Source organism: Rhodococcus sp. KBS0724 (assembly GCF_005938745.2).
In the GTDB taxonomy this organism is placed as follows: Bacteria; Actinomycetota; Actinomycetes; order Mycobacteriales; family Mycobacteriaceae; genus Rhodococcus_F.
Map to the genome: position 1 here is coordinate 5,937,030 of NZ_VCBX02000001.1, position 26,531 is coordinate 5,963,560.

Here is a 26,531-nt window from a genome sequence, read left to right on the forward strand (position 1 = left end):
GGACCTGTGAGAGTTGTCCTGGTTCCCGGTAGTACGACGTCCACGGGAGCAGTCACCGCGACGGTTGTTCGCACCGACCCCGACGGGACTCCTGTCGGCGACCGCGTCGAGTATCCCGACGTGGTCGCCGCAGTCCAGGCCATCGAGGATGCCGAGCACCCGCGGTGGGTGTGGCCGAGCACGGCGTCGGTGTATCCGATGTTGTTGCGGGCAGGAGTTCACGTCGGGCGCTGCCACGATATTTCGCTGACCCGCGCGATCCTGAGTATGCGCGCGGGTCAGCCGTCACCCCCGGCCGAAGAGTCCGACGACGACCGTCTCGGCTTGTTCGACACCGCGCCCGTCCTCGATCCTGATGCCGTTGTTGCCGAGTTCGCGGAGCAACGCGCCACCATCGGCGCCGACTCCCGCCTGGATCTGTTGATTGCCGCAGAATCAGCCGGTGCGCTCAGCGCCGCTGAAATGACGCACACCGGTTTGCCGTTCTCGACGCAAAAGCATCGCGAACTCCTCGAGGAGAGACTCGGCCCCCGGCCGTCGGGTTACGACCTCCCCGTTCGGATGCAGGAACTTGCCACCCAGATCAGCGATGCCTTCGGGCGCACCGTGAACCCGGCGTCGTCCGTCGAGATCACCGAAGCATTCGGTCGCCAGGGCATCGAACTGCCGTCGACGCGCAAGTGGTTTCTGCAGGAAGTCGATCATCCAGCGGTTCCGTTGCTTCTGCGTCACCGTGAACTCGCCAAGCTGTACAGCACCAATGGCTGGCAATGGATGGACAGCTGGGTGCGCGGTGATCGCTTCCGCCCCGTCTACGTTCCCGGTGGAGTTGTCTCGGGCCGGTGGGCAAGTCGGGGCGGCGGCGCCCTGCAGATTCCGAAAACCATGCGGTCGAGCGTTGTTGCCGATCCCGGACACGTATTCGTGGTGGCCGACGCCGGTCAGCTGGAACCGCGCATCCTGGCCGCCATGTCACGCGACCGTCGCATGATGGCGGCAGCCGGTGACGACGATCTGTACGCGCTTGTCGGCGCCGAAGCCTTTGGCGGCGACCGCGCCAAAGCCAAAGTTGCCATCCTCGGAGTGCTCTACGGCGCCACCGCCGGTGAAGCCAAAGCACTACTCACGTTGCTGCGGAAGCGTTTCCCCGTAGCTGTCGAGTACGTCGAGCAGGCAGCCAAAGCCGGCGAACGCGGCGAAGTAGTGCACTCTCTGCTCGGTCGAGCTTGTCCCCCACCGTCTGTCGATTTCTATTCGCACGGCGACGCTCACGCGCGCGGACGCTTCACCCGCAACTTCGTCGTGCAGGCGACGGCGTCGGAGTGGGCGTTGTGTCTCCTCGCCGACCTGCGTCGACGCCTCGCCGAGGATCCGGACGGCGAATTGGTGTTCTTCCAGCACGACGAAGTTGTGGTGCACACCCGCAACCCCGAATCCGGGACGGCTCACGTATTGGCCGCAGCAGCGTCGGCCACTCGATTGTTGTTCGGCAACACTGCTGTTCGGTTTCCCATGGAGGTGGGAGTGCGCGAAAGCTACGGAAAAGACATCCTCTAGCGCGCCCGGATGCCGTCGAGTTCGTGAACGTCTGCGCAGCACGCGTCGAGCAGGTCACGATCGTGACTGATGAGCAGTACCCCGATGCCGTGATCGGTTGCCCGGCGCTCGATCAATCTGACGAGGGTGGCGGTGGTCGCGGCGTCGAGCATCGCGGTGGCCTCGTCGCAAATGAGGTAACGAGGTTGCTGCGCCAAGGATCTCGCCAGTGCGGCGCGTTGGAGTTGGCCGTCGCTGACCTGGTGGGGTCGACGCGTCAGCAAGTCGGCAGTGAGACCAACCTCTGCTGCCAGTTCTTCGATGTCGACGGCGCGGCCCGCGATGTCGGCGGGCTGGCCGATGATCCGAGCCAGCGTGTACCGCGGATCGGTTGCAGCGCGGGGCGATTGGAAGAGCATCGACACCGCACCTCTGAGCGCAGCGGGAACGCCGAACTTGGTTCCGCCGACCGGGGAACCGTCGATCTGCACTTCGCCGGACCACGGCGCGTCCAGCGACGCGAGAATCCGTGCCAGCGTCGATTTTCCGGTTCCGGACGGCCCGGTCAACCCGACCACACCCCCGGCCGGGATCTCGAGGGAAACCTTCTCGAGAACGGGACGGCCACGCTCGTAGCCGCCGGTGACATCGACCGCGCGCAAACTCATCGTGCACTCACCGCCCGACGAGTTCGGTACGTGCGCTCTCCGAACGTGACCAGTTCGGTCGGGCCGCCGGATTGCGCCGACTCCGGTCGGCGCAGGTAGTAGACGCACTCGTCCGGGAGATCCGTCAGCTGCGGAGGTGATCCGGGGATCGGCTTGAGCCCGCGGGACGGCAAGGCTCCGAGCAGGTCTCGGGTGTAATCGTGAAGCGGGTCCTGCAGAACCTGCGCTGCCGGCCCCGTCTCCATGATGCGCGAGGCGTACATGACGGCCAACCTGTCGGCGATGGCAACGCGAGTCAACGACGCCAGATCGTGGGTGATGAGCAGGACCGCAGCGCCGGCGTCGGCGCAGTCTCGCAGCAGGCCGAGAACATGATCGGTGAGTGCTCGGTCCAGGTTGGCGGTCGGCTCGTCCGCCACGATCACCGACGGGTCTCCTGCCAGCGCGCCGGCAATCGCGACGCGCTGCGCCATGCCTCCCGACAGTTCATGCGGGTAGCAGTCGAGGGCAGCAGGTTCGAGACCCACACGCTGCGCCAAACCGTCGCAGGTCTGCGCGGTGCCGAGTGCGTCGATCGTCTCCTGCAGCTGTGATCGTGCAGTCCGAACCGGAGTGAGATATGTTGCGGCAGATTGTGGTACCAGCGCCGCGTGCCTGCCACGGAAGGGCGTTCCGGAGAACACGTCGATGCCGTCGACAGTGATGGTGCCGGTGCGATGAGTGCCAGGCGGCAGCATATTCATCACCGAGGTCGCGATGATGGATTTGCCGCAGCCGGATTCGCCGACCAGGGCAGTGACTGTCCCGAGTGGCACCGCAAGGTCGATGTTGCTGGCAGCGTGAACAACCGAGCCGTCGGGCAACGGAATCCGGACGGTGAGGGCGCCGATCCGCAGGCCGGTAGTCACAGTCGGAGCTCCGATGGTCGAGGCGGTGCGAGCGTGGAACGCAATGCCGAACCGGCCACCGCCACTGCGATAGTCGTGATCACCAGGACAGCAGCGGGAAACACCAGCGTCCACCAACCACCGAGTAGAAGAGAGCTGCGAGCTTCTTCCAGAAGTGTTCCCAGACTGGGCTTGTGGGGCGGTAAGCCGAATCCGAGGAACGAGAGGGTCGACTCGTGCCACACGGCGTGCGGCAGCAGCAGGACAACGGCGATCAAAGCCTGCGGCGCAGCTGCCGGAACGAGGTGACGCGTGATCACATGTCGACGGCTGGCACCAGCGAGGACGGCTGCGTCGATGTACGGCCGGTCACGCAAATTCAGGATCTCGCCGCGGATGATGCGAGCCACCTGGGTCCAGTGCGTGAGTGCGATCGAGAGCACGATGGCGAGGATACTGCCGCGGAACATCGCGACGATGACGATGCCGAGCAGCAGATGCGGGAGGGCGTTCACCGCGTCGGTCCCGCGCATGACAAATCGGTCGACCCACCCGCCGAGTAGCCCGGCGGTGGTGCCTACTGCCACACCGATCACCGTGGACAACAGTGCGCAGGCGAGCGCGATCAGCAACGATGTCCGGATACCGGCGGCCACGCGGACGAACAGGTCTCGCCCGGCCGAATCAGTGCCGAAGGGATGCGCGAGCGAAGGCGCCATGCGGGCCTGCGCAAAGTCGGTGACACGGTCGTCGACGCCGGCGATCCACGGAACCAAGCCCGCGTAGAGCGCGATGAGGATCAAGGCACCGACGGCGATTGCGAAGCGGTGCTTAGCCATCGGTGCTCACTCTCGGGTCGAGGACGACAACAATGACGTCAGCGAGAAGTGATCCGAGCATGACGGTCAGAGTTGTTCCGACCGTGAGGAATGCGAGTAGCGCCATGTCGAGGTCTCGGGCAGACGAGACGATGGCACCCGCAATTCCCGGCCAACTGAACACTTCCTCCACGAGTACCGCCCCGACGACAAGTTCAGGCAACCGGACACCGATGATGTTGGCAAACGGCGCAAGTGAGGTCGGCACGATATGACGCTTCGTGATGGTGGAAGCCGGTATTCCGCGCGCCACCGCGCCGGCGACAAATCCTTCACCGGTCGACCCGACGACGGATTCGCGGACTGCGAGGAGAAGCCACGGCATTTGCGAGATCGCGAGAACAGCGACCGGAAGAATCAGGTGACGAATGACTTGTCCCGGTGTGGGATCGGCGCCCCCGTCCGTCAAGCCCGCCACGGGCAGCCACCCGAGTGTCAGCGCGAAGAGCGCGATGGCTCCGAGCGAGAGAACAAACGGCGGAAGTCCTTGAATGACGACACACAGCCCTGACACGGTTCTGTCCAGGAACCCGCCCTTGCGGATTCCGGCGAGAACGCCCAGCGCCAGAGATGAGAGGATCGCGATCACCAGGCTGGTTCCCACCAGGAGCAGTGTCCACGGTAGACGTTCGGAAATAACTTGGGCGACTGGCTGATTGAAGGAACGGGAGATACCAAGATCGCCGGTCACCACTCCCTGTAGCCACGTCCAGTACGTGCTGTACCAGGGGTTGCCGAAACCCATCTGCGCGGCAATCAGCGCCTTGTCCGCATCGCTGGTCGTCACGTACCGAGAGCCCAGATAGCCGACGAGCGGATCGAACGGTGAGATTGCCGCGGCGGCAAACAAACCGGCGGACACGACGATGATCACCGGGACGATGAACAGCATCCGGCGCCCGACCATGACGAAGACGGCGCGTCGACGAGCGTTGTGCGTTCGTGCCGGATCCGACGTCGCGGCGGAGGCCCGTACGTCGACGGCTGTCATTGTTCTTGCGTCCAGGTTTGCAAGGACCACCACGGACCCCAGGTCACTCCATGCGCGTGCGGTTCCAGCACCGGACCGGACATCGCCCAATCGGAGTCCTTGGATACATAGGTGTGGTCGAGGAAGACCAGATACACGTAGCCGGGATCGTCGACGTAGGCCTGCTGGACGTCTCGGTACGCGGCGTCGCGGGTCGCATGGTCGAGACTGCGGCGACCGATGTCGAGGGATGCGTCGACGGCACGATTCGAGTAGTCGCTGGGATTGTCGTAAATACTGCCGACACCGGGAGCGATAGACGCGGAATTGAGTGCGTCGTAGGCCTGGGTATCAGGATCGAACGGTTCGTCGCCGCCGCCGAGCAGTGTGGAGTCCCGATTGATTCGCGGATCGATCCGATCCCACGACAGTGCTTCGAGATCAACTTCGACGCCGATTCCCAGCGCGTCGGATGCAAAGGCCTGCGCCAAGTCTCGACGGACCGTGTCCACGGAGTTGTACATGATCGTGAACTGAGCGCGTTGACCGTCCTTCGAACGAATCCCGTCACGGCCTTCGATCCAGCCGGCGTCGGTGAGGATCTGCTCGGCCTTGGCCGGGTCGTACGTAAACGTGGCATCCGGGTTGTACGACGCACCGTAGACCGCGGGAATCGGTGTGGCGGCGACGCGGCCGTGCCCACCGAGAACGTTGTCGATCATGGACTGCCGGTTGGCTGCCAGATTCAGCGCCATACGCATCGCCCGGTCACCGGCTACCGGATTGTCCGTCGGAAGTGACACTCCACGCCAATCCGCCGACTGATGAGCCGTCACCGACATGCCGTCCCGAGATTCGAACGTATTGGCAAGCAGCGGAGGGAGATTGGTGCCGTCTATTTCGCCCGACGCCATTCGTTGCGCCCGGGTGTTGTCGTCCGGAACATAGAGCAGCGTGAGCTTCTTGATTTCCGGTGCGCCGTCCCAGTAGTTCTCGTTGGCGGTGAACACCGCGCGATCGGGAGACAGATCGACAAGGGTGTATGGACCAGTGCCGATCGGTTCGGTGTTGAGTGTCGACTCGGCCGCCAGAGCGGGTGTCGCCACGGACTCCGACGGCACAATGCCGATCAGCATCTTGGTGAGCAGTGGTGCGTAGGAGTACGCGAGACGGAACTCGACGGTGTTGTCATCCATTGCGACGACATCGGCGATCATGTCGAACGACGACTTCGCCTCGGACGCCGACGCCGGATCGAGGATCGCCTTGTAAGTGGCCACCACGTCCGCGGCGTCAAAGGAGGAGCCGTCGGAAAAGGTGACGCCGTCCCGGAGCGTGACGGTCCAGAGCGACGCGTCCGCGTTGGCGGTGGGGATCGACGTGGCAAGAGCCGGTTCGAAGCCAGGCATTCCGTCACCGCCGGTGAGGCGCACCAAACCGTCGTACATCTTGGCTTCGCCTGCTGCCCCGAAGCCCGCGACGGGGTTGTATCCGCCCAGTTCGTAGCCGTCGGCGAGGACAAGACCGTCGCTCGCGGTCGACGTGCCCGACGGGGTGCTGCACGACGTGACGAGCAGGGTGCCGACGACGGCAGCGCTCACAAGCGTCGGAACTCCGGATCGGATGAGACTCACGAATTGCCCCTTTCCTTCTGAATAAAAATAACATCTGTACAGATATTCAGATAAGAAAAGGGGCAATCCGGACGATTTGACAGATGGCCGCTGTCAGGACAGCGCGTGAACCAACTGCGGCAGCGGCAGGCCGGTGTAGTTCTCGGCGATCAGAGTCAAACCAGCTTCGGAGCTGGTCACGACGTCGAGTTCGGCTTCCTGCCGCTTGATGTCGAACGGCGATGCGTCAGGCGCGGTGTGCAGCATCGTCGACATCCACCACGAGAAATGCTGAGCACGCCACACCCGCGGCAGCACAGCCGCGGAGTAACCGTCGAGGCCTTGCCTATCCCCGGCGGTAAAGAAACCGACCATCGCGTCGGCCAGAACCCACACGTCTGCCAGCGCGAGATTCATGCCCTTTGCGCCGGTCGGCGGAACAGTGTGCGCGGCGTCTCCGGCCAAGAACAAGTTGCCGGACTGCATGGGTTCGCACACAAAACTACGGAACGGCAGGATGCTCTTCGAGAAGATGGCACCCTCCTTGACCTCGACGCCAGGTCCGTCCACGCGCCGATGCAACTCGTCCCAGATTCGATCATCCGACCAGTCGTCGACGGCGTCCTCGACCGATACCTGTAAATAGTGCCGCTGCACGGTTTCGGATCGTGTGCTGCAGAGCGAGAATCCCCGCGGGCTGTGGGCGTAGATGAGTTCGTCCGAGGTTCGCGGCGCTTCGGCAAGAATCCCGAACCAGACGAACGGGTACTGGCGGAAGTAGTCGGTACGGACCTCGGGTTCCGGAATCAGATGACGCGTCCCGGTTCGCGAACCATCGCATCCCGCAACAAGTTCGGAGTCCAGCCGCTGCGGGCGACCGTCGGCGTCGACAAATGTGATGAACGGGTGATCACCAGTGTGCTGGTGCACCTCGACGTCGCTGACACCGAAGCGGATGTCCCCACCGTCCGCCAGCCTGCGTGCAATCAGATCGATGAGCACCTCATGCTGGGGGTACACGGTAACAGCCCGACCCGTGAGCCCCTCGAAGTCGACTCGGCGCCCTTCACCCGCGAACCTGATCTGAGTACCGGTGTGACGATGACCTTCCGCGAGCAACCGATCACCCACGCCAGTTGCGATCATCAGATCCACAGTGTTCTGCTCGAGAATTCCCGCCCGGATCGTTCCTTCGACGTCTTCGCGCGTACGGCACTCCAGGACAACGGAATCGATCCCCTGAAGATGCAGAAGATGGGAGAGCATCAAACCGGCCGGACCGGCCCCGACGATACCGACCTGGGTACGAATGGGCGGCAGACTCATAGAACTCTCCTCGGTAGGGAAAACTTGTGACTAATTGGATGGTCGCGGGACACGAGGGCTGTCAACAAGGTAGTTTTCGATGAGTGAAAGAAGTCGCAACGCCACCCGGGATGCTGGAACGAGCTATGGTCCTGCTCGATCTGTTCACTCCGCAGCACCCCCGCCAGACGATCACCGAACTCTCACTGGGTTCGGAATTGCCCGTGCCGACGGTCTTTCGTATCTGCCGGGAACTCACCAGACTCGGAGCCCTCGAACGCGACGACGACGGCCGGTTTCAGATCGGACTTCGGGTCTGGGAGATTGGATCCCGCGCGCCCCGCGCCCACGGTTTACGCTCCGTAGCAATGCCGTTCATGGAGGACTTGCACGAAATCACCGGCCAGAACGTGCAACTCGTCGTCCGCGACAACCGCGAGGCGGTCTATCTGGAGCGGTTGTCGAGCCACGACGCCGTCGGACTTGTCGGCCGGGCAGGTGGACGATTGCCGCTGCACGCGTCCAGCGGCGGACTGGTGCTTCTGGCTCATGCTCCCCAGAGCGTCTTCGATGACGTCGTAGCATCCGGATTGCGGGCATTGACACCGTTCACGATCACCGACGAACCTACGCTGCGTTCTCTGCTGGCGGAGATCCGCCGCACCGACGTCGTCATAGCTCGCCAGTACCTCAACCTCGGCACTCTGGCGATAGCGTCGCCCATTCGCCGCGCTCGCGACGTTGTCGCGGCACTGTCCGTTGTCGTTCCACTCGACACCGGCAGCGCCTCCCTCGTCCCGGCGCTGCAGGCGACCAGCCGCGCGATCTCCCGCGGAATTTCCTGACCCGAATCAGGTTTCACCACGACGGAAGATCTTGTTGCCCAGCCAGACCAACGGGTCGTAGCGCCGATCCACCACGCGTTCCTTCATCGGGATGATTGCGTTGTCGGTGATCTTGATGTCCTCCGGGCATACCTCGGTGCAGCATTTGGTGATGTTGCACAGGCCGAGTCCGTACTGGTCTTGCGCGGCGTCCCGACGGTCTGCTGTATCGAGCGGGTGCATTTCGAGTTCGGCGATCCGAATGAAGAAGCGGGGACCGGAGAACGCTGCTTTGTTGTCCTCGTGATCGCGCACCACGTGACAGGTGTTCTGGCACAAGAAGCACTCGATGCACTTGCGGAACTCCTGCGAGCGCGCGACGTCGATCTGCTGCATTCGGTACTCACCGGGAGCCAGGCCAGGGGGCGGTGTGAACGACGGAATCTCCCGCGCCTTCCGGTAATTGAAGGAGACATCGGTAACCAGATCACGGATGACGGGGAACGCGCGCATCGGAGTCACAGTCACCACCTCGTCCTCCGCGAAAGTCGACATCCGTGTCATACACATCAGCCGCGGCCGCCCGTTGATCTCCGCCGAGCACGATCCGCATTTGCCGGCCTTGCAGTTCCACCGCACCGCGAGGTCCGGAGTCTGTGTGGCCTGCAACCGGTGAATGATGTCGAGCACCACCTCCCCCTCGTTCACCGGAACCGAATAGTCCTGCAGATCACCACCGTCTGCGTCACCGCGCCACACCCGGAAACTCGCGTCGTAGCCCATGTCAGGTATTCCTTCCCGGATGACCGGCAAGTTCGGCGTCGGTGTAATACTTCGCCAACTCGTCGATATCGAAGAGCGCCAACAGATCCGGACGCATCGGTGATTGCGGTTCGGAGGTGACCTGCACGTCGGGCACTACGACGTCCGGACGCCCGGCCGTCTCGCCGTCCACGGCGCACACCAGCAGGGTGTTGCGCCACTGCGCAGCCATCGCCGGGTGATCATCGCGAGTATGTCCGCCCCGGCTCTCGGTACGCAGGAGGGCAGCCTTTGCGACACATTCGCTGACCAGCACCATGTTTCGCAGATCCACGGCCAGATGCCATCCCGGATTGAACTGCCGGTGCCCCTCCACCACAACCGAATCGATCCGTCGTTTGATGTCGTCGAGCGTGCGCAGCGCACGATCGACTTCCTCAGCGGTGCGGATGATGCCGACCAAGTCGTTCATCGTCTGCTGCAGTTCGGTGTGCAGGGTGTACGGGTTCTCGAGTGCGCCGGCGCCGGGCTGAGTGTCGAACGGAGAAAGCAACATCCGCGACGCGGCATCCACGTCGCCGTCCGCCACGACGGGGCGAGCAGGCAGCGACTTCACATAGGTCGCGGCGCCGAGGCCGGCTCGTCTACCGAATACGAGCAGATCCGACAGTGAATTCCCGCCCAGCCGGTTGGAGCCGTGCATTCCGCCGGAGCACTCCCCTGCCGCAAACAGTCCCGGCACGTTCGAGGAACCGGTGTCGGGATCCACCTCGATCCCGCCCATCACGTAGTGGCAGGTTGGGCCCACTTCCATTTGCTCTTTTGTGATGTCGACGTCTGCCAGTTCCTTGAACTGGTGGTACATCGACGGCAACCGGCGCTTGATTTCCTCGGCAGGCATCCGGGACGCGATGTCGAGATACACACCACCATGCGGAGTTTCGCGCCCTTCCTTCACCTCGGTGTTGATGGCACGGGCCACTTCGTCGCGAGGCAGCAGATCGGGGGTGCGTCTGTTGTTCTCCTGATCCTCGTACCAACGATCGGCTTCTTCTGCCGTCTCGGCGTACTGGCCTTTGAACACCGGCGGAATGTAGGAGAACATGAAGCGATCACCCTCGGAGTTCTTGAGTACACCACCGTCACCGCGCACTCCCTCCGTCACGAGAATGCCTTTGACGCTAGGCGGCCACACCATGCCGGTCGGGTGGAACTGAACGAACTCCATGTTGATCAGGTTGGCGCCCGCACGAAGGGCGAGTGCGTGCCCGTCTCCGGTGTACTCCCACGAATTGGATGTGACCTTGAACGACTTACCAATTCCGCCGGTGGCCATCACTACCGCCGGAGCTTCGAACAGCACACACCGTCCGCTCTCGCGCCAGTATCCGAAGGCACCGGAAATACGGTCGCCGTCCTTGGTCAGTTCCGAGATGGTGCATTCCGCGAAAACCTTGATGCGGGCCTCGTAGTCACCCGTCGCCGCGAAGTCTTCCTGCTGAAGCGAGACGATCTTCTGCTGCATCGTCCGAATGATCTCGAGACCTGTGCGGTCACCGACGTGAGCAAGCCGCGGATAGGTGTGACCACCGAAGTTGCGTTGACTGATTCGCCCGTCTGGCGTCCGATCGAACAGTGCGCCATAAGTTTCGAGTTCCCATACCCGGTCCGGCGCCTCACGTGCGTGCAGTTCCGCCATCCTCCAGTTGTTGAGGAACTTGCCGCCGCGCATGGTGTCCTGAAAGTGCGTCTGCCAGGTGTCCTTCTCGTTGGCGTTGCCCATCGCTGCAGCGCACCCACCCTCCGCCATGACGGTGTGAGCCTTGCCGAACAGCGACTTACAGACCACGGCAACGGAAAGTCCCTGTTCCCTGGCCTCGATCACCGCACGTAGTCCGGCTCCGCCGGCTCCGATCACCACGACGTCGTATGTGTGCCGTTCGACTTCGGTCATTCACTCCCCCTGGAGAATTGGGCGACAGAATTGGGTGGTCAATTGATCAGGCGCAGGTCCTCGATCGTCCCGCTGGCAACGAGCATGATGTAGAAGTCCGTGATCATCAGCGTGCCGAGCGTGGTCCACGCCAGCTGCATGTGCCGCGTGTTGAGTTTGCTGACCTGCGTCCACAACCAGTAGCGGATCGGATGTTTCGAGAAATGGGTGAGCCGTCCACCTGTGACGTGACGGCACGAATGGCACGACACCGTATAGGCCCACAGCAAGCACACGTTGCCCAGAATTATCAGCGTGCCGAGACCGATACCGAAGCCACCGTCCGCCCCGTGGAAGGCTCGAATCGCGTCGTACGTGTTGATCACCGACACGACAAGTGCGACGTAGAAGAAATACCGATGCGAGTTCTGGATGATCAACGGCAGCCGCGTCTCACCCGAGTAGCCGCGATGTGGTTCCGCGACCGCACAGGCAGGCGGCGAGAGCCACACCGACCGGTAGTAGGCCTTGCGGTAGTAGTAGCAGGTCAGCCGGAAGCCCAGCAGAAACGGCAGCACCAGGAAGCCGAGTGGAATCCACATCGGCAACTCACCGATCGGTGTGCCGAAATCGCTGGAACCCGGTACACAAGAGTCGCTCAGGCACGGCGAATAGAACGGGGTCAGGTAGTGATAGTCCGCGACCCAGTACGCGCTGCGGACAAACGACCGGATCGTCGCGTAGACCACGAACACGGACAGCCCCAGCACCGTCAGTAGCGGCGCTCGCCACCACGTGTCCGTTCTCAGCGTGCGTGCCGCAATTCGAGCACGCGACGGCGCACCGACTCCACTCGTGTCGATCGGCGGCGCACTCATCCGTCGTGCTCGGTCGGGTGGCCGCCAATGCCCTCGTCATCGGCGCCCTGCCACATCGACGCGTCGTAGGGTGTGTCGGGCACGGGAATCCGTTCGGCCTGTTCGTGGTGGGTCAGGTGCGGCGGCGATGCGCTCAGATCGCCGGAATCGATCTCGAGCCGCTCCAGGTCATTCGCCAACCGGCGCACCTGCGGTACGTCGCCGTACAAGGACCGCAGCGAACCGACACAGTGACGGAGATGGTCGATGGTGCGCTCGAGCTCGAGCATTTCGGTGGTTGACATAGATCTCTCCAACCGATCGGTAGAAGTGGTGACTCGTATCGGCTACGACCACGGGGCCCTGCGAAGACAATGGGGGCCTGCGAACCTCCTCAACTGTGAAAAGTTGTGTTCTTCACGTGGAGGGGTACCCCAATTGCAGTAGTTCCACCGCGCCCGCTCGCGTGTTCTACTGAAAACGTTGCTTTATCGGTGCCGACCTCATGCGCCCCGAGGAGAACCATGACAAAACTGGATTCCACCGACGCGGAAAAGAACGACAGCGGAGCGATCAGAGCCCACCGCCTACCGATCTTCACGGTGATTGCGCTGGCGATCTTCGCGTTTGTCGCGGGCGGATTCGGTGGTTCTTTCCAGAGCAAACTCGCCGAGGTTCAGAAGAACGACAACTCGTCGTACCTTCCGAGTTCAGCGGAATCCACCGTCGTCGCGAATGAATCCGCGAAATTCCTTCCGGTGGAGACCATCCCTGGCTTTGTTCTGTTCCATCGAGATTCTGCGCTGACCGATACGGACAAGGCCGCTGTCGAATCTGCACGCCAAGCCATTTCCGGAGTGTCCGGCGTCGACGCCGACGGAATGCAGCCAACTCAGTACTCCGCCGACGGCACCACCGCATCCATTTTTGTTCCGCTGATCGCCAAAGACGGTGGCAACGCGGTGTCCGGGGAAGAACTGGCGGCAACCGAACAGAATGTCCTCGACGCTGCCGAGAAGGCCGCAGGCGACATCGAAGTGTTACCCGCCGGGCCTGGCGGGCTCCTGGTGGCATTCATCGACGCGTTTGCCGGCTTGGACAGCGCTCTCCTCGGTGCCGCGTTACTCGTTGTCATCCTGATTCTTCTGGTGGTCTACAGATCGCCTGTGCTGTGGTTCTTTCCGCTGTTCTCGGCGCTCCTCGCCATCGGCTTGTCGTCGATGGCGATCTACGTCCTCGCCAAGGCTGAAATCCTGACCTTGACCGGTCAATCTCAAGGGATCCTGTTCGTACTCGTGATCGGTGCGGGTACCGACTACGCGTTGCTGCTCATTTCGCGATACCGCGAGGAACTGCACAACTACCCCAATCGATTCGACGCGATGATCCGGGCGTGGCGCGAATCAGCACCCGCGATCACGGCATCCGCTGTCACCGTTGTTCTCGGATTACTCTGCCTGACCTTCTCGCAGTTGAACTCCAACAAAAGCCTCGGCCCGGTGGCCGCGATCGGGATTGCCTGCACGTATCTGGTGATGATGACGTTCATGCCGGTTGCGCTGGCCGTGGTCGGCCGTTGGGTGTTCTGGCCCCGAACCCCTCGCGTCGATCACGCCGCAGATCTTGCGACGCACGGCATGTGGGGCAAGATCGCGACAACTGTCGGCAACAAGGATCGCTCGCTGTGGATCGGCACCTCGATTCTGCTCGTCGTGTTGTTCGCTGCCGGAATCGGAAGCCTGAAAACCGATGGACTGACCGCGGCCCAGAATTTCACCAATACTCCGGATGCCGTTGTCGGGCAGGAACTCTACGATTCCGCCTTCGATCCGGGAGCCGGCGCACCGGCTGTCATCACCGCAAACGCGGATCAGTCGGACGCCGTGATCAAAGCGGTCAGCGCTGTCGAGGGCATATCCCGCAGCGCCGGGTCGGTGTGCACCCAAGTTGACGTCGCGAAGGTCAGCGAACTGATCAAGACCAATCCTGCCGCCGTTACTCAGGCAGCGGCAGCAGGTTGCGCCCCACCAGGCTTCACTGCCCCGCCCATCAACGGCCGAACCATGATCAACGCGATGCTTGCCGATTCATACGACTCGCCGCAGGCACTCGAGACGATCAAACGCCTCCGAACCGCCGTACACGCGGTCCCCGGCGCCGATGCTCTGGTGGGCGGCGCCACCGCAACCACACTCGACGTACAAGCAGCGTCTGTGCGCGACCGCAATCTCATCATTCCCATCGTGCTGGCGGTCATCTTCGTGGTTCTTTCCATACTGCTTCGCGCTCTGGTCATTCCCGTGATTCTGATTGCAACGGTGGTCCTTTCGTTTGCAGCTACCTTGGGCGTCAGCGGTTTCTTCTTCACTCACGTCTTCGGTTTTGCCGGCGCAGACCAGTCGTTCCCGCTCTATGCCTTTGTCTTTCTCGTAGCGCTGGGCATCGACTACAACATTTTCCTGATGACCCGCGTCCGTGAAGAGACCGGCGAATTCGGCACTCGCGCCGGTGTACTGCGCGGACTTGCCGTTACCGGTGGTGTCATCACCTCGGCCGGAGTCGTACTAGCCGCGACGTTTGCCGTCCTGGGAATTCTTCCGCTGGTCTTCTTGGCCGAGATCGGGTTTGCCGTCGCGTTCGGCGTGCTGCTGGACACGATCATCGTGCGCAGCATCCTGGTTCCCGCTCTGTCCCATGACATCGGCAAGAAGATCTGGTGGCCTTCGGCCCTGGCGACCTCGAAGGACTGACTAGAGAAATGCTTCTTTGGTCCACAGATGGAACAACGCGTAAGCGCGCCACGGTCTCCATTGCTCCGACAACGCCGCGGCTTCCTTTCCGGACGAGACACCCAATGCACGTTTGAGGACCAGATCGTCCGGCACAAACGCGTCGCGATCGCCGAGGATCCTCACCGTGAGGTAGTCGGCAGTCCACGGCCCGATCCCCGGAAGGGCCAGAAGATCTGCGCGAAATCGCACCGGGTCGGCGTCCCAGCCGACATCAAGATAGTCAGAAACCGCAGTTGCCAAGGCATGCACCGTTCTTGCCCGCGCGCTGGTCAATCCGACAGCCTTCTGTATCGCGTCCGGGGAACTGGCCGCCACCAACTCCGCCGACGGGAAGGCCGAGAACTCGTCGTTCACAGGTTCTCCGAATGCCCCGACGAACCGGCCCCCGAATGTTCGTGCCGCCCCCAGTGAAACCTGCTGCCCCAGAACAGTCAGCACCGCAGTCTCGAAACCGTCGACGCTACCGAGCACACGTAAACCTGGCCGTGCCAAGATCAGCGGTGCCAGCGTCTTGTCCGACGAAAGCGCCGCCTCCCACTCACGATGATCGCCGTCGAGATCGAGCCACCGCCGTACAACCGACTCGAGCCGGGTGACGTCCGTGTCTCTGTCGACGCTCACCGACACACAATTTTCGTGCCACGACACCGACACGATCACGGGACCGGTCGGCAGCGGGACGACACGCACATGGACTCCGTCGTCGTGGCGTTCCAGTCCCGCCACCGCGTGAGCTTTCAACGCGCCGATCAACGGCTCCGTCGCATACGGCGGTGTGAACGGAAGCGTCAGCGTCACAGCCTCGTTCATTGCCTTCATTGCCTTCATTGCCGAGATTCCAGATCCAGCAGCACAGCCTTGAGTTCCGGCCCGCCCGCATACTGACCCAGACTTCCGTCACTTCGGACCACTCTGTGACATGGCACCACCAACGGCAATGGGTTCTTGGCACACGCCGTGCCTACCGCCCGCACTGCACGCGGACTACCCGACGCCGTGGCAACCGCCGAATAGCTTGCGGTGTGGCCGTATTCGATCTCCGGAAGGTGGCGTAGCACTTCACGCCGAAATCCCTTGGCCAGCTGGAAATCCAGATTCAGATCGAATTCCTTTCGGGTGCCGGCAAAATACTCGTCCAACTCCCGGGCAACGGTGTCGAGCCTGCGCGGATGGTGCAAGACACGAGGGCTGACGGTTTCGGCCAGCCGTCCCAGCACGACGTCATGCCCCTCGACGGCAAACGCCACCCGCACCAAACCGGCTTCCGTTGCGGCGATGAGCAATTTTCCGATCGGCGAATCGACGATCCGGTAGGCAACGTCGATCAACTGCGCCGCCGCAGCCGCGTCAGCCAACCGTGAATGCAGCCGCGCCAGCGCATCCGGGTCGGACGCGGGGAGTGCGCCGAACACATCGGCATCGGTACTCATGAACGGCTCCCTTCCGGAACGGTGTCGGGTAAGTATGTTTTTCGCAGGGACGCAATACCGTCGGATCCTGCTTTCCTCGCGGCGGTTGGGGTACTGCCCAGAATTTCCGCGATCTCGGCATACGGCAGCCCGCCGAGAAAGTGGTACGCCACCGACGCTCGTTGCTTGAAAGGCAACTGTTCGAGTGCATCCCAGAGTTCGTGATTCCATGTTCCCGGAAGGCCGACACGCGTCGGCAATTCCGGAAGGTCGTCGGTGGGAACCGCGACGCGACCTCGCACTCGCACGATGTCGATGGCTTTGCGGTGCGCAATGGTCACAAGCCAGGCCTCGACATTCGCGCCGGGATCCAAGTCCGGATAGGCGCGCATCGCCGCCAGGAAGGTCTCGGACCACGCGTCCTCGGCGTCAACCGGACCGACAACCGCGCGGCATACCCGAAGCACCACCGCCCCGTGCTCGGTCACGACCTTCTCGAATGGTTTCAGTGCCACGATCGGTAAACGCTCGCGCCACGAGTTATGTGAGTTCGTTCCATCAGAACAGCACGTCCGAGATTCCGCCGGACTCTTGTTCGAGCAGAAAACGCTTACGGTCGAGACCGCCGGCAAAGCCCGTCAGGCTCCCGTCGCTACCGACAACGCGATGACAGGGCACGATGATGCTGATCGGATTCTTTCCGTTTGCGGCCGCGACCGCACGAATCGCGAGGGGATTGCCCAGGGTTTGCGCAAGCTCCATATAGCTCCACGTCTGCCCGTAGGGAATTGTCCGCAGCGCATCCCAAACTCGTTGCTGAAACTCCGTGCCCGATGGGTCCAGCGGCAACGAGAACTCGGTTCGCTCTCCGGAGAAATACTCGTCCAACTGTTCGCGGACAGCACCGAATTTCGAGGGTGAACTCTCCCCGAACGTCGACTCGTCCGGCTTGTGTCGATGCTCTGCCATGTAGAGACCACAGAGGCCATTTGCCGTCGCGACCAGCGTCAACGGCCCGATCGGTGACTCGATCACTGTGTGGGTACGGTTAACCGCCATGTCTCGATCCTTCCAGGTATCGAGTAACGATGGCCGAGATGTGGGAACGGCCGCGCCTGAGCTACTCATATCTCGAAGACGACCCGACTCACAGGAATGTGAGAAATACCTGCACTTCCGACCACTATCAGGCAGGATCGAGTGATGGCTCTAGTTTTGCCGGGGCGTTCCAGCCTTGTCCGCTCCGTCAGCGACGTGGTGCACTGGTCGCTGTCAGCGGTCGTTTTTGCAGTCACGCTCCCGTCCCGTCTCGAGGCACTGTTGGTGAGCGTCGAGAGGCTGGTTGCGCGAATCAGCCAGATAGCCGAGAACGCAGACCGCGTCGTAGTCGGCGCAGCCTCCGTCACTGTTCGCGCCGAGACATTGATCGAAGCCGTCGAGCAAACATCGGATATCGCGCAGCAACTTCTCGAACTGTACGAGCCCCTCGCGGTTCAACTGGCTCCGTTAGCTGCCAGGTTTGCGGATGATCTCAGCGAGGCTGAAGTTACGGCCGCCATCACGCTGATCGACAAGCTCCCGGAGCTCACCGAACGGGTCACTGCCGTCCTGCCGATTCTCGCCACCCTGGACTCTGTCTCCCCCGAAGTCCACGAACTCCTCGGGGTGGTCAAAGACCTGAAACAGGCGATCGTCGGTGTACCCGGATTCCACTTCTTCCGCAAACGTGGCGAGAACCGAGAGAGTTGATCAGGCTCCGTAGCCGTCGGTGCCCGCCCGGGTCATGACAACCTTGGGGATCACCGCAGCGGCCGACAGACGCAGCAGACCATCCACGATTTCGACGACATCGTCGACCTTGATCATCGACTCCGGCGTGATCCGATCGTGCGTCCACGCAGACATGTCGGTATCGACATATCCTGGAGCAATTGCCGTGCCGCTGATGCCGTTTCCGGATTCCTCGGCGTTGAGCGCCTCGATCATCGAAATCAACGCGGCTTTGGTCGCACCGTAAACACCCAAGCCGCTTTCGGCGTACACACCAGCTATCGACGCCAGCGCAACCACTTTTGCTCCCCTGCCCGGATTTGCGTCCGCGGCCAGGCGCAGGAACGGCAACGACGCCTGAAGCAGTGCCAACGGCGTCCGCAGATTCACTGCGAGCGTCTTGTCGAAGCGCTTCATGGGGTAATCCGCAATCCGCCCGCTTGTTCCCACACCCGCGTTGAGGATGAGTGCACGCATCGAACCGAAGCGCTCACCGTGGGCGGCAACCAATTCCGTCGCAAAGTTCTCATCCGCCATATCACCGGACAGAACGAGAACGTCGGGCGAACCGGCGCGGCGCAGTTCCTCGGCAACTGCGCCGAGTTTCTCCGCGTCTCGCGCCGTGATGGTCAACCCGTACCCGAGCGTCGCGAGACGCGTCGCGATGCCCAGTCCAATGCCTTTGGACGCGCCCGTGACGAGCGCCGACGCACTCACGCGAACTTTCCGTTCAACGCGTTCAGTCCCGCCGAGATCAGCTCAGGCACAGCAGTTCCCGCACTGTCGAAACCGCCGCCCACCGTCGCGCCGGCCCGGAAACGATGATCGATTCCCTGGGCGACAACGGCAAGCTTGAAGAATCCGAGGGCCATGTAGAAGTTCCAGTTGCCGAGGTCACGACCTGAGACGTGCGAGTAGCGCTGGGCCAGATCGACTACGGACGGCAACGACGCACTCGTCCAGGCTGCCGGCTCCCCGAGAACCAGGTCCAACGCGGGATGGCGGTACACGCACATCATCGCGATGTCGGCCAAAGGGTCACCGAGAGTGGACAGTTCCCAGTCCACCACTGCCGCAACCTTCGTGACATCGTCAGCAGCGAGGATGGTGTTGTCGATCCGGTAGTCGCCATGGACGATCGACGACTCGGATTTTGCCGGAATCAGTTCCGAGAGCGCAGAAGCCAAGCGGTCGACGTCCGCGGAATCGTCGACTTTCACCCGCGACCACTGACCGGCCCACAATTTCACCTGCCGCGCGACGTACCCTTCCGGTCGCCCCAACTCACCGAGGCCGACGGCGTTGTAGTCGACGTCGTGCAGCGCCGCAAGAACACGCACCAGTTCGTCGACACAAGCCGTGACTTGTTCTGCGGGAAGAGCATCCAGTTCCGATTTCGTCCGGATCACTTGGCCGTCGATGAACTCGACGACGGTGAACGTCGCTCCCATCACCGACGCGTCCTCACACAGAGTGACGGTAGGAGCCACCGGCACCGCAGTATTCTGCAGTGCCGACGTGATGCGGAATTCCCGCGCCACATCATGCGCCGACGGAGTCAATCCCGCGGTCGGAGGTCGACGCACAATCCAACTCGACGCGTCGTCGTAGATCCCGTACGTGAGATTGGACTTGCCGCCGGAGATCAACTTCGCACGGAGATCGCCGGTTACCGCGACATCCGAATCGAGCAGGTACTTGCGCAGTGCAACCAGGTCGAGACCGGGAAACTCGCTCATCATGCACCGTCTCGAGCAGCTCGACGCGCTGCGCCCACAACGCGCTTCGCGATTGCCCACCGATGAACCTCGGACGGTCCGTCGTACACGCGGAACGGACGGACCTCGCGAGAGAGACGCGCGAGAGGCAAGTCGTCCGATACACCGATACCACCGCACATCTGGATGGACCGATCGACGATCCGGAAGATGGCCTCGGCCGCATACGTTTTTGCGATCGACGTGGAATTGCTTGCATGGCCACCCTGATCGAGCTCCCAGCAAGCCTGAACCAGCAGCGCACGAGTGGCCGCGACGTCGATTTCGTTGTCCGCGATCATCTTCTGGATCATTCCGAGATCACCGAGCTTGGAACCGAATCCTTCGCGCTCCGCCACGCGAGCGACGGCGATGTCGTGACCACGACGCGCGGCGCCCAGCCATCGCATCACGTGCGTCATGCGGGCGGGGCCGAGACGCACCTGCGCATACGCGAAGCCCTGGTCGACCTCGCCCAGAACAGCGTCGTCGGGAACAAAGAGATCCTCGAAAGTGACCTCGCAGTGGCCACCGATCATGGACTTGTCGAGGGTGCCGATATGGCGACCGACGATCAATCCCGGGGACTCGGCCGGCGCGAGAAACATTGTGGCACCGCCACGTTGGCCCGGTTCACCCGAGGTGCGGGCCATGATGATGAAGAAGCCCGCGCCGTCTGCGCCGGTGATGAACCACTTCTTGCCGTTGATCTTCCAGCCGCCCGGCGCCTTCTCGGCGCGGGTATTGAGGGCCGACGGGTCGGACCCGGCGCCGGGCGCCGGTTCTGTCATGGCGAACGCCGAACGCTGGTCGCCGCGGGCGAGCGGAGCGAGGAACTGTTCCTTCTGCGCCGTACTCGCGACGTGGGCGAGCATGTGGACGTTGCCCTCGTCCGGAGCTGCGATGTTCAGTGCGGTGGGGCCGAAGAGTGAGTAGCCGGCTTCCTCGAATACCGGCGCACGGTCACTCATGTCGAGCCCGTGTCCGCCGTATTCGATCGGCGCATGGGGAGCGAAAACACCAGCGGCTTTTGCCGCGTCCTGCATCTCGATACGAGTTGCGTCGCCGCCGGCAACGGCAATGTCGCCGCCGTGCTTGTCTTCGATCGGGAGAATTATCTCCCGAGTGAAGGCGCGCGTCTTCTCGATCAGCGCGGTCACCTCCGGCGCATACGTCAGATCGATTGCCACCATCCACCTCCAAGTTAGACCGACCGATCGATCGTTCGGTACCAGCACTCTCGCACATGCCGACTCACCGGGTCAACAATCCTCGAGCAAAGCCTCGGAATGATCGAGCCGACCGGCAACCACCATGTCCCGGTACAGATCGTCCTTGTTCATCAGTTCGTCGTGGTTGCCGATGTTCCGGATCCGACCGTCTTCCATGACCACGATCCAGTCGGCGTCGCGCACGGTCGAGAGCCGGTGAGCGATGGTGACCACAGCTCCGGTGCGTGCGCGTTCCTTGATCGCGTCGACAATCGCAGCCTCGGTGAGCGTGTCGACCTGGGCAGTGGCTTCGTCGAGCAGGAGCAGCGCACTAGGCCGCAGAACAGCGCGCGCCATCGCTATCCGCTGCCGTTGACCACCGGACAGCGACGTGGCGGTCAGCGCGGTGTCGAGTCCGTTCGGCAGAGCCTCGATCGCGTCGTCGAGTCGGAGCAGACGCAGAACAGCCTGCACCTCTCCGTCAGTCGCGTCGGGATGACTGAAGACAACGTTCTCTCGGATCGTTCCCGGCACCACGGGAGTCTCCTGCTCGACATACGCCAGACTTTCACGTACCGCTCGGTGATCGAGCGCGTTATATCCGACTCCGTGCAGAAGAACCTCACCCCTCCCAGGTTCGACAAATCGCAGCACGGTCGAGAGCAGCGTGGTTTTTCCGGCACCCGACGGCCCGACGATCGCCATGTGTCCTCGCTGCGGAATGACCAACGAGACGTCGCTGAGCGCGGGCTCGGTCGAGCCGTGGTAGTTGACCGTGACATTGCGCAATTCGATCAGCGGCGCGACCGGGTCGGTTTTCTCGACAACGTCGACGGCCACGTCATGTGTCTCCGTTGGCAACGACTGCATCTCGCGAATCCTGATGGCTGCCGCGATTCCCGACTGAACGGAGGTCACGTTCTGCGCAAGCTCCGAGACCGGACCCATCAAGGTGAAGGCGTAGAGCAGAAAAGCGATGAGCGTCGAGACTGCCATTTCCCCGTCGGCGACTCGCCAGGCACCGAATCCCAGGATCGCAATGATCGATCCTTGAATGGCGGTCCACGCAACAGTCCACGCAGTCGCCGAGACTCGAACTGCCGTGATTGCATGCTTTTTCGCATCGGCTGCATTGTTCGTCACGAGAGCGCCGACTCGATCCTCGGCGAGTGACACCTTGACCGTCCGGATTGCTCGCAAGCCACCTTCGAGAACTCCACCTAGCTTGCCGAGCGATTCCTGGGTTCGAGCCTCCGCTGCGGAAATCCGAGGCATCAGAACGGCAAAGAGGATGGAGGCGAAGACGATTGCCACCATGGTCACGCCCAACAACGGCAGATCCAGAACGCCCATGAGAACAATGGTTCCGATGGTCAGCGCGGCTGCGTTCAGAATATTCACCGCCGCCGACGACGCCGCCTCACGCAGCAGCAAGGTGTCCGACGTGACTCGGGTGACCAACTCGCCCACCGACCGCGATTGCAGCGACGGCACAGTCGCGGCCAGAAATCGCCTCACCAGCGAGGACCTGGCGTCGAACACAACCTTCTCGGCGGCCGTGCCGAGCACGATCCATTGAGCACAACCAAGGACTGCGCCAACGATCAGAAGGACGACCAACGTCAGGATCGGCCCTTTCAGCGATGCGCCGGTGTCCAGGGTGTCGAGAACCCACTTGGTGACCATCGGCGTTGCCAGCGTCGCCGCGGAGCCACCTAAGGCCAAGACCAACCCGAGCAGGAGCGACGGCAGGTGCGGGCGAGCGAACTCGGCGAGAACGCGGAGATTGCTCCATTTCGGTGCGGATTGACGAGTGTCGGATTCGAGCATGAATTTATGGAACACGAATGTTCCAAAAAGGGCAAGGGAATTCCGATACGGAAAGACTGGATACCGAAACCGGACACGGCTACGCTTCGAATTCGTGACAACGATCCACAGCGCACCAGAACAAAGCGCGACCCGCGAGCGCACCCGCAAGGCCATTCTCGACGCCGCAATTTCGGTGTTCGCATCCAAGCCCGCTGCGACGCTCAGCGAGATCGCTTCGGCCGCACGGGTCGGCCGGACCACCTTGCACCGCTACTTTCCCGAACGCTCGGACCTGGTCGAAGCCGTCGCAGCCGAGGCCACCCGCGCCGTCGGCGAGGCCGCGGCGGCGGCGCGACTCAGCGAGGGCACCGGAGCCGAAGCACTGGTTCGCCTGTGTCACGAGTACTTCGAACTAGCCGACCTTCTGACGGTCCTGTTTTTCACACCCGGTGTATACCAAGAAGATTCGTTCGCCGAGTCCGCGTCGACCGACGACCAAGTCACCAACGCCATCGAGCGTGGGCACTCCGACGGTTCCATCGATCCCGACATGAGGTCGGACTGGGTGCAGAACCTGCTGTGGTCACTGCTGTACACATCGATGGACTACGTCAACCGCGGCTCCGGCACGCGGCTGCAGGCGCTGGACCTGACGGTTCGCAGCCTCCGCCGCGGAATCGCGCCAGATCCCGCAGCCTAGGTCTGCAACACACAAACCAGCGTGTGCGGCGATCCCGTTATCTGTTGTCGGCTGCTTGAACAGCAGCACGCCGTTTGGTCACGCCCAGTTTGCGGTAGATCGAGCTGATGTGTGTCTTCACAGTGGGATAGGCGATACCGAGGTGCGCAGCGATCTCGTCTGCCGTCATCGTGGTTCGCAGATAGGTGAGTATCTCCTTCTCGCGTTCCGTCAGGACTCCCGCGAGCCGAGCAGAGAGCTTGTTCCGTCTTTCCAGGATCGTGCACAGGAACCAGTGATGACTCGACCCCCGTATCGCGTGTGCGTTCAAGAGATCGACAATTACCGGATCGCCGGTGAGAAATGGGGCAAGAACCCGTTCGGGGATGGCCTCGGCCAGCGCACGATCGAGCTGCTCATGCGCTTGGGGTCCACGCCCGGCAACAGAGCTCAGTGCGGCTGAGGTGACAAGTGTGCTCACCAGCGCATATCGCGGCAACGCGGCCGAGGTTGCCAAGTGAAGCGCTCGAGCTGACGGTTCCGGATCCCCGACAACCCGATACAGCTCCGCGAGAAGCGCGTGAGCGACCGCAGCACCTGTTCGGGTAAGCGTCGGCCTGGCGATCTGGCGAGCTTGCTCGTCCTGCCCTTGTGCGTGGGCGAGCCAGGCCGTGGTGACGCGCCGCAGCGTATCCCAGGGAATGCCGTGCTTGTCCGCAGTACTCACGCCTCGCAACAGACGCGCAGCGGCGTGGTACCGCTCTTCCCGGTTCAGCGCGATGAGGCTCATCACCAAATACAGACGGGCGAGCGCCTCGAAGTTCGTTCCGGGACTGCCCTCTACGATGATGGAGTCGAACTGAGCGATCGCCTCCTCGAAGTCGCCACGCCAGTATGCGATGCACCCGCGATTCGACTGTGGGAGACCGCCTTCGAAGCGTTCCCAGTCGGACGCCACTTCTCGGGAAGGTAGCCCGTCGAGGATCTGTTCGGCTTCGGTGAATGCTCCCGCGTGGGTGAGTGCAAAAGCCAAATTGGATTGCGCGAGACGCAACGTCTCCGAACGCGACTGCAACTGCGCCTCATCGCTGGCGGAACGCAGTAGCGCGATGGCACGAGGAAGATCACGACGAAGCCTGACCTCGGTCCATCCGAGGAGGAAGAGCGCGGACGGGTAATCGTCCTCGGGCTCGCACTGGGTGAGCGCGTGACGCGCGCGATCGGCGATGACGGCCTTCGTCGAGGTGTCCGGAGCAAGCAGCAGGTCGGTGAAGCAGACGACAAAATCGTCGGACGCAACCCGCAGACCCTGCCCGCGGAGAAACTCCGCGCCGTAGGGGTCGCCGCTGAGATCGCGGCAGCACGCCCGAATCAAGAGGACATGCGGATCGTGCGGATCAGGATGAGCAAGGCAGAGTTGCTCCAGTTCCCTGGTGTGAGATTCGAGAATCAAACGGAGCCAGTTCTTCCGCAGGACGGTTCGAGCCTGCTCCGCCTCACCGGAGGCGAGTGCAAGACGCACGGCTTCGATCATGTCTTGAAGATACTCGAGAGGTTCAAAGGTCGTAGATGTCCGGTCTCATCCGCTGCGGATGAGAGCGCGAGTGTAGCCCCCGGGAAACGGTGAGAATTGCCGGAATAAACCGAATTGCGCGAGTCGGCGGAGTACCGGGTGCGCAGGCCTGACACGAAACGGACAAGACACATGAACTTCTGGGAAAGCCTCGGCTGGATGCTGTCGGCGACCGTCTTCATCGGATATCTCTTCGCGCTGTTCGCGATCATCGCCGACCTGTTCCGCGACCACAAGCTGAACGGTGGACTGAAGGCCCTCTGGGTGTTCTTCCTGCTCTTCCTGCCCTTCGTGACAGTGCTCGTCTATCTCGTCGCCCACGGCGAAGGGATGACGGAACGCAGCAGCAAGGCCGCTCGCGACGCTGAGAACGCTGCCGAATCGTATATCCGCGAGGTCGCAGGGAAGAGCCCCAGCGAGGAGATCGCCACGGCCGCAGCACTCCTCGAATCCGGAACGATCAGCGAAGAAGAGTTCGCCGCACTGAAGCTGAAGGTCCTGTCGTGAGCGCCCGCTTCGGACCTGTCGACTTCTATCTGCTCGGCCTGCCTGGGGCTGGCCTCGACCCGGCCGCACTCTCCGCGCTCACCGACCTGACGGCTACCGGCCTGGTGCGATTGCTCGATCTGATCGTCATCTCCAAGTCCGAGGACGGTGAACTCACCCTCGTCGAGGTCGAGGAGTTGCCGAACGGCTTCGAGATCGACGTCGAGATGCTCGGTGCGTCCGGCCTGGTCGGGCATGAAGACATCACCGAACTCGCAGCGGCGATCCCCGCCGGCGCTGCTGCGCTGCTGGTCGCGCTCGAACTGGTCTATCAGCGTGAGCTCGCCGCCCGAACCGCCGAGTCCGGCGCGGTGTTACTCGGTTACGAGCGGATTCCCGCCCCGATCGTCAACGCCCTCATGGACACGATCATCCCGAAACTGGAGGTCTGACATGCCGTACATCCCGAGAAGAGGACGCCCCGGACTGCTGGGCCTCGCCGCGCGCACCGCGGTCGTGACCGGTACCGCGACCGCCGTCAGCAACGGCATGGCCACCCGCAGGCAAAGTCGGGCCCAGGCCGAATACGAGCAGGCGCAGTACGAATTCGCCCAGCAGCAGGCGGTACGGGCGATGCCCGTACCCGCACCCGCCGCCCCGGTCGATCTTGTCGCCGAGTTGCAGAAACTCGGCGATCTCAAATCACAAGGGCTGCTGAGCGATGCCGAGTTCCAAGCCGCGAAAGCGCGACTGCTCGGCTAAATTCTCCGACGGGGCGAGACATTCCTGCTCCCGCTTCCGTACCCGAC

Annotated in this window: 27 protein-coding genes; 8 read left to right on the forward strand and 19 right to left on the reverse strand. The window is 62.6% G+C overall.

Translation table 11 applies throughout. The features are described from left to right. Window positions 1-6: 6 nt before the first annotated feature. Window positions 7-1,557, forward strand: coding sequence for a bifunctional 3'-5' exonuclease/DNA polymerase (locus tag FFI94_RS27260; RefSeq protein WP_138870564.1), 1,551 nt, complete (start codon window positions 7-9; stop codon window positions 1,555-1,557). On the opposite strand, the gene FFI94_RS27265 is transcribed toward FFI94_RS27260, so the two are convergent. The 6 genes from FFI94_RS27265 to FFI94_RS27290 form a co-directional block, all read right to left on the reverse strand. After that, the gene (locus FFI94_RS27265; protein ID WP_138870565.1) at window positions 1,554-2,204 is read right to left on the reverse strand and encodes an ABC transporter ATP-binding protein; all 651 of its coding nucleotides are present in this window, start codon (window positions 2,202-2,204) and stop codon (window positions 1,554-1,556) included. The genes FFI94_RS27260 and FFI94_RS27265 overlap by 4 nt on opposite strands. Further along, entirely contained in the window at window positions 2,201-3,112 is a 912-nt protein-coding gene (locus tag FFI94_RS27270; protein ID WP_138870566.1) for an ABC transporter ATP-binding protein, read from the reverse strand. The genes FFI94_RS27265 and FFI94_RS27270 overlap by 4 nt, the downstream gene beginning before the upstream one ends. Further along, window positions 3,109-3,930: an ABC transporter permease gene (locus FFI94_RS27275; protein ID WP_138870567.1), complete on the reverse strand. Its 822-nt coding sequence runs from the start codon at window positions 3,928-3,930 to the stop codon at window positions 3,109-3,111. Before FFI94_RS27275 ends, FFI94_RS27270 begins: the two co-directional genes overlap by 4 nt. Continuing rightward, complete coding sequence (locus FFI94_RS27280; protein WP_138870568.1) at window positions 3,923-4,960, reverse strand: ABC transporter permease; 1,038 nt, start codon at window positions 4,958-4,960, stop codon at window positions 3,923-3,925. Before FFI94_RS27280 ends, FFI94_RS27275 begins: the two co-directional genes overlap by 8 nt. Further along, window positions 4,957-6,564: an ABC transporter substrate-binding protein gene (locus FFI94_RS27285; protein WP_397495586.1), complete on the reverse strand. Its 1,608-nt coding sequence runs from the start codon at window positions 6,562-6,564 to the stop codon at window positions 4,957-4,959. Before FFI94_RS27285 ends, FFI94_RS27280 begins: the two co-directional genes overlap by 4 nt. Before the next feature lie 102 nt (window positions 6,565-6,666). After that, window positions 6,667-7,878 carry a 4-hydroxybenzoate 3-monooxygenase gene (locus FFI94_RS27290; protein WP_138870570.1) on the reverse strand — a complete coding sequence of 404 codons (1,212 nt, stop codon included), beginning with the start codon at window positions 7,876-7,878 and terminating at the stop codon, window positions 6,667-6,669. A 110-nt stretch (window positions 7,879-7,988) separates the two neighbouring features. Between FFI94_RS27290 and FFI94_RS27295 the strand changes: the two genes are divergently transcribed. Next, window positions 7,989-8,702, forward strand: coding sequence for an IclR family transcriptional regulator (locus FFI94_RS27295; protein WP_138873451.1), 714 nt, complete (start codon window positions 7,989-7,991; stop codon window positions 8,700-8,702). A 6-nt stretch (window positions 8,703-8,708) separates the two neighbouring features. On the opposite strand, the gene FFI94_RS27300 is transcribed toward FFI94_RS27295, so the two are convergent. Genes FFI94_RS27300 through FFI94_RS27315 form a run of 4 tightly spaced genes read right to left on the reverse strand, consistent with a single transcriptional unit; the run spans window position 8,709 to window position 12,538 of the window. Further along, window positions 8,709-9,464: a succinate dehydrogenase/fumarate reductase iron-sulfur subunit gene (locus tag FFI94_RS27300; RefSeq protein ID WP_138870571.1), complete on the reverse strand. Its 756-nt coding sequence runs from the start codon at window positions 9,462-9,464 to the stop codon at window positions 8,709-8,711. Between the two features lies 1 nt (window position 9,465). Then, a complete protein-coding gene (locus FFI94_RS27305) occupies window positions 9,466-11,397 on the reverse strand; it encodes a fumarate reductase/succinate dehydrogenase flavoprotein subunit (RefSeq protein WP_138870572.1) in 1,932 nt (643 codons plus the stop codon). Window positions 11,398-11,435: 38 nt separating this feature from the next. Further along, window positions 11,436-12,254 (reverse strand): hypothetical protein, encoded by an 819-nt coding sequence (locus FFI94_RS27310; RefSeq protein WP_138870573.1) that lies wholly within the window; start codon window positions 12,252-12,254, stop codon window positions 11,436-11,438. Continuing rightward, on the reverse strand, window positions 12,251-12,538 hold the full coding sequence (locus FFI94_RS27315) for a hypothetical protein (RefSeq protein WP_138870574.1): 288 nt from the start codon (window positions 12,536-12,538) through the stop codon (window positions 12,251-12,253). The genes FFI94_RS27310 and FFI94_RS27315 overlap by 4 nt, the downstream gene beginning before the upstream one ends. Window positions 12,539-12,757: 219 nt before the next feature. Here FFI94_RS27315 and FFI94_RS27320 point away from each other — a divergent pair, with 219 nt between their 5' ends. Further along, complete coding sequence (locus tag FFI94_RS27320; protein ID WP_138870575.1) at window positions 12,758-14,983, forward strand: MMPL family transporter; 2,226 nt, start codon at window positions 12,758-12,760, stop codon at window positions 14,981-14,983. Here the strand turns inward: FFI94_RS27320 and FFI94_RS27325 are convergent, their stop codons facing one another. The 4 genes from FFI94_RS27325 to FFI94_RS27340 are packed head-to-tail and all read right to left on the reverse strand — an operon-like array spanning window position 14,984 to window position 17,493. Further along, entirely contained in the window at window positions 14,984-15,853 is an 870-nt protein-coding gene (locus FFI94_RS27325) for a DNA-3-methyladenine glycosylase (RefSeq protein WP_260684376.1), read from the reverse strand. After that, on the reverse strand, window positions 15,850-16,455 hold the full coding sequence (locus FFI94_RS27330) for a methylated-DNA--[protein]-cysteine S-methyltransferase (RefSeq protein WP_138870576.1): 606 nt from the start codon (window positions 16,453-16,455) through the stop codon (window positions 15,850-15,852). The genes FFI94_RS27325 and FFI94_RS27330 overlap by 4 nt, the downstream gene beginning before the upstream one ends. Next, entirely contained in the window at window positions 16,452-16,949 is a 498-nt protein-coding gene (locus FFI94_RS27335) for an RNA polymerase sigma factor (RefSeq protein ID WP_138870577.1), read from the reverse strand. The genes FFI94_RS27330 and FFI94_RS27335 overlap by 4 nt, the downstream gene beginning before the upstream one ends. Window positions 16,950-16,992: 43 nt before the next feature. Continuing rightward, the gene (locus FFI94_RS27340; protein ID WP_138870578.1) at window positions 16,993-17,493 is read right to left on the reverse strand and encodes a methylated-DNA--[protein]-cysteine S-methyltransferase; all 501 of its coding nucleotides are present in this window, start codon (window positions 17,491-17,493) and stop codon (window positions 16,993-16,995) included. A gap of 144 nt (window positions 17,494-17,637) precedes the next feature. On the opposite strand from FFI94_RS27340, the gene FFI94_RS27345 reads away from it, so the two are divergent. After that, window positions 17,638-18,183, forward strand: coding sequence for a ribulose 1,5-bisphosphate carboxylase large subunit (locus FFI94_RS27345; RefSeq protein WP_138870579.1), 546 nt, complete (start codon window positions 17,638-17,640; stop codon window positions 18,181-18,183). On the opposite strand, the gene FFI94_RS27350 is transcribed toward FFI94_RS27345, so the two are convergent. The 4 genes from FFI94_RS27350 to FFI94_RS27365 form a co-directional block, all read right to left on the reverse strand. After that, window positions 18,184-18,921: an SDR family oxidoreductase gene (locus FFI94_RS27350; protein WP_138870580.1), complete on the reverse strand. Its 738-nt coding sequence runs from the start codon at window positions 18,919-18,921 to the stop codon at window positions 18,184-18,186. Next, a complete protein-coding gene (locus tag FFI94_RS27355) occupies window positions 18,918-19,943 on the reverse strand; it encodes a phosphotransferase family protein (RefSeq protein WP_138870581.1) in 1,026 nt (341 codons plus the stop codon). Before FFI94_RS27355 ends, FFI94_RS27350 begins: the two co-directional genes overlap by 4 nt. Next, on the reverse strand, window positions 19,943-21,151 hold the full coding sequence (locus FFI94_RS27360; RefSeq protein WP_138870582.1) for an acyl-CoA dehydrogenase family protein: 1,209 nt from the start codon (window positions 21,149-21,151) through the stop codon (window positions 19,943-19,945). The genes FFI94_RS27355 and FFI94_RS27360 overlap by 1 nt, the downstream gene beginning before the upstream one ends. A 72-nt stretch (window positions 21,152-21,223) precedes the next feature. Further along, window positions 21,224-23,002, reverse strand: a complete 1,779-nt coding sequence (locus FFI94_RS27365) for an ABC transporter ATP-binding protein (protein WP_185993331.1) — start codon at window positions 23,000-23,002, stop codon at window positions 21,224-21,226. A gap of 94 nt (window positions 23,003-23,096) precedes the next feature. Here FFI94_RS27365 and FFI94_RS27370 point away from each other — a divergent pair, with 94 nt between their 5' ends. Further along, a complete protein-coding gene (locus FFI94_RS27370; protein WP_138870583.1) occupies window positions 23,097-23,684 on the forward strand; it encodes a TetR/AcrR family transcriptional regulator in 588 nt (195 codons plus the stop codon). A gap of 37 nt (window positions 23,685-23,721) precedes the next feature. On the opposite strand, the gene FFI94_RS27375 is transcribed toward FFI94_RS27370, so the two are convergent. Continuing rightward, on the reverse strand, window positions 23,722-25,197 hold the full coding sequence (locus tag FFI94_RS27375; protein WP_260684377.1) for a LuxR family transcriptional regulator: 1,476 nt from the start codon (window positions 25,195-25,197) through the stop codon (window positions 23,722-23,724). A gap of 171 nt (window positions 25,198-25,368) precedes the next feature. Here FFI94_RS27375 and FFI94_RS27380 point away from each other — a divergent pair, with 171 nt between their 5' ends. Genes FFI94_RS27380 through FFI94_RS27390 form a run of 3 tightly spaced genes read left to right on the forward strand, consistent with a single transcriptional unit; the run spans window position 25,369 to window position 26,484 of the window. Further along, entirely contained in the window at window positions 25,369-25,743 is a 375-nt protein-coding gene (locus tag FFI94_RS27380) for a PLDc N-terminal domain-containing protein (protein ID WP_138870584.1), read from the forward strand. Continuing rightward, window positions 25,740-26,174: a DUF6325 family protein gene (locus FFI94_RS27385; protein WP_260684378.1), complete on the forward strand. Its 435-nt coding sequence runs from the start codon at window positions 25,740-25,742 to the stop codon at window positions 26,172-26,174. The genes FFI94_RS27380 and FFI94_RS27385 overlap by 4 nt, the downstream gene beginning before the upstream one ends. Window position 26,175: 1 nt before the next feature. Continuing rightward, window positions 26,176-26,484 carry an SHOCT domain-containing protein gene (locus tag FFI94_RS27390; protein ID WP_138870586.1) on the forward strand — a complete coding sequence of 103 codons (309 nt, stop codon included), beginning with the start codon at window positions 26,176-26,178 and terminating at the stop codon, window positions 26,482-26,484. Window positions 26,485-26,531: the final 47 nt, after the last annotated feature.

Bases quoted from the DNA above. Each gene is read 5' to 3' on its own strand.
- FFI94_RS27300 (WP_138870571.1), bottom strand. From the start codon at position 9,464: ATGGGCTACGACGCGAGTTTCCGGGTGTGGCGCGGTGACGCAGACGGT.
- FFI94_RS27365 (WP_185993331.1), bottom strand. From the start codon at position 23,002: ATGCTCGAATCCGACACTCGTCAATCCGCACCGAAATGGAGCAATCTC.
- FFI94_RS27265 (WP_138870565.1), bottom strand. From the start codon at position 2,204: ATGAGTTTGCGCGCGGTCGATGTCACCGGCGGCTACGAGCGTGGCCGT.
- FFI94_RS27295 (WP_138873451.1), top strand. From the start codon at position 7,989: ATGCTGGAACGAGCTATGGTCCTGCTCGATCTGTTCACTCCGCAGCAC.
- FFI94_RS27330 (WP_138870576.1), bottom strand. From the start codon at position 16,455: ATGAGTACCGATGCCGATGTGTTCGGCGCACTCCCCGCGTCCGACCCG.
- FFI94_RS27280 (WP_138870568.1), bottom strand. From the start codon at position 4,960: ATGACAGCCGTCGACGTACGGGCCTCCGCCGCGACGTCGGATCCGGCA.
- FFI94_RS27305 (WP_138870572.1), bottom strand. From the start codon at position 11,397: ATGACCGAAGTCGAACGGCACACATACGACGTCGTGGTGATCGGAGCC.
- FFI94_RS27390 (WP_138870586.1), top strand. From the start codon at position 26,176: ATGCCGTACATCCCGAGAAGAGGACGCCCCGGACTGCTGGGCCTCGCC.
- FFI94_RS27375 (WP_260684377.1), bottom strand. From the start codon at position 25,197: ATGATCGAAGCCGTGCGTCTTGCACTCGCCTCCGGTGAGGCGGAGCAG.
- FFI94_RS27320 (WP_138870575.1), top strand. From the start codon at position 12,758: ATGACAAAACTGGATTCCACCGACGCGGAAAAGAACGACAGCGGAGCG.
- FFI94_RS27275 (WP_138870567.1), bottom strand. From the start codon at position 3,930: ATGGCTAAGCACCGCTTCGCAATCGCCGTCGGTGCCTTGATCCTCATC.
- FFI94_RS27345 (WP_138870579.1), top strand. From the start codon at position 17,638: ATGGCTCTAGTTTTGCCGGGGCGTTCCAGCCTTGTCCGCTCCGTCAGC.
- FFI94_RS27325 (WP_260684376.1), bottom strand. From the start codon at position 15,853: ATGAAGGCAATGAAGGCAATGAACGAGGCTGTGACGCTGACGCTTCCG.
- FFI94_RS27340 (WP_138870578.1), bottom strand. From the start codon at position 17,493: ATGGCGGTTAACCGTACCCACACAGTGATCGAGTCACCGATCGGGCCG.
- FFI94_RS27315 (WP_138870574.1), bottom strand. From the start codon at position 12,538: ATGTCAACCACCGAAATGCTCGAGCTCGAGCGCACCATCGACCATCTC.
- FFI94_RS27355 (WP_138870581.1), bottom strand. From the start codon at position 19,943: ATGAGCGAGTTTCCCGGTCTCGACCTGGTTGCACTGCGCAAGTACCTG.
- FFI94_RS27290 (WP_138870570.1), bottom strand. From the start codon at position 7,878: ATGAGTCTGCCGCCCATTCGTACCCAGGTCGGTATCGTCGGGGCCGGT.
- FFI94_RS27310 (WP_138870573.1), bottom strand. From the start codon at position 12,254: ATGAGTGCGCCGCCGATCGACACGAGTGGAGTCGGTGCGCCGTCGCGT.
- FFI94_RS27380 (WP_138870584.1), top strand. From the start codon at position 25,369: ATGAACTTCTGGGAAAGCCTCGGCTGGATGCTGTCGGCGACCGTCTTC.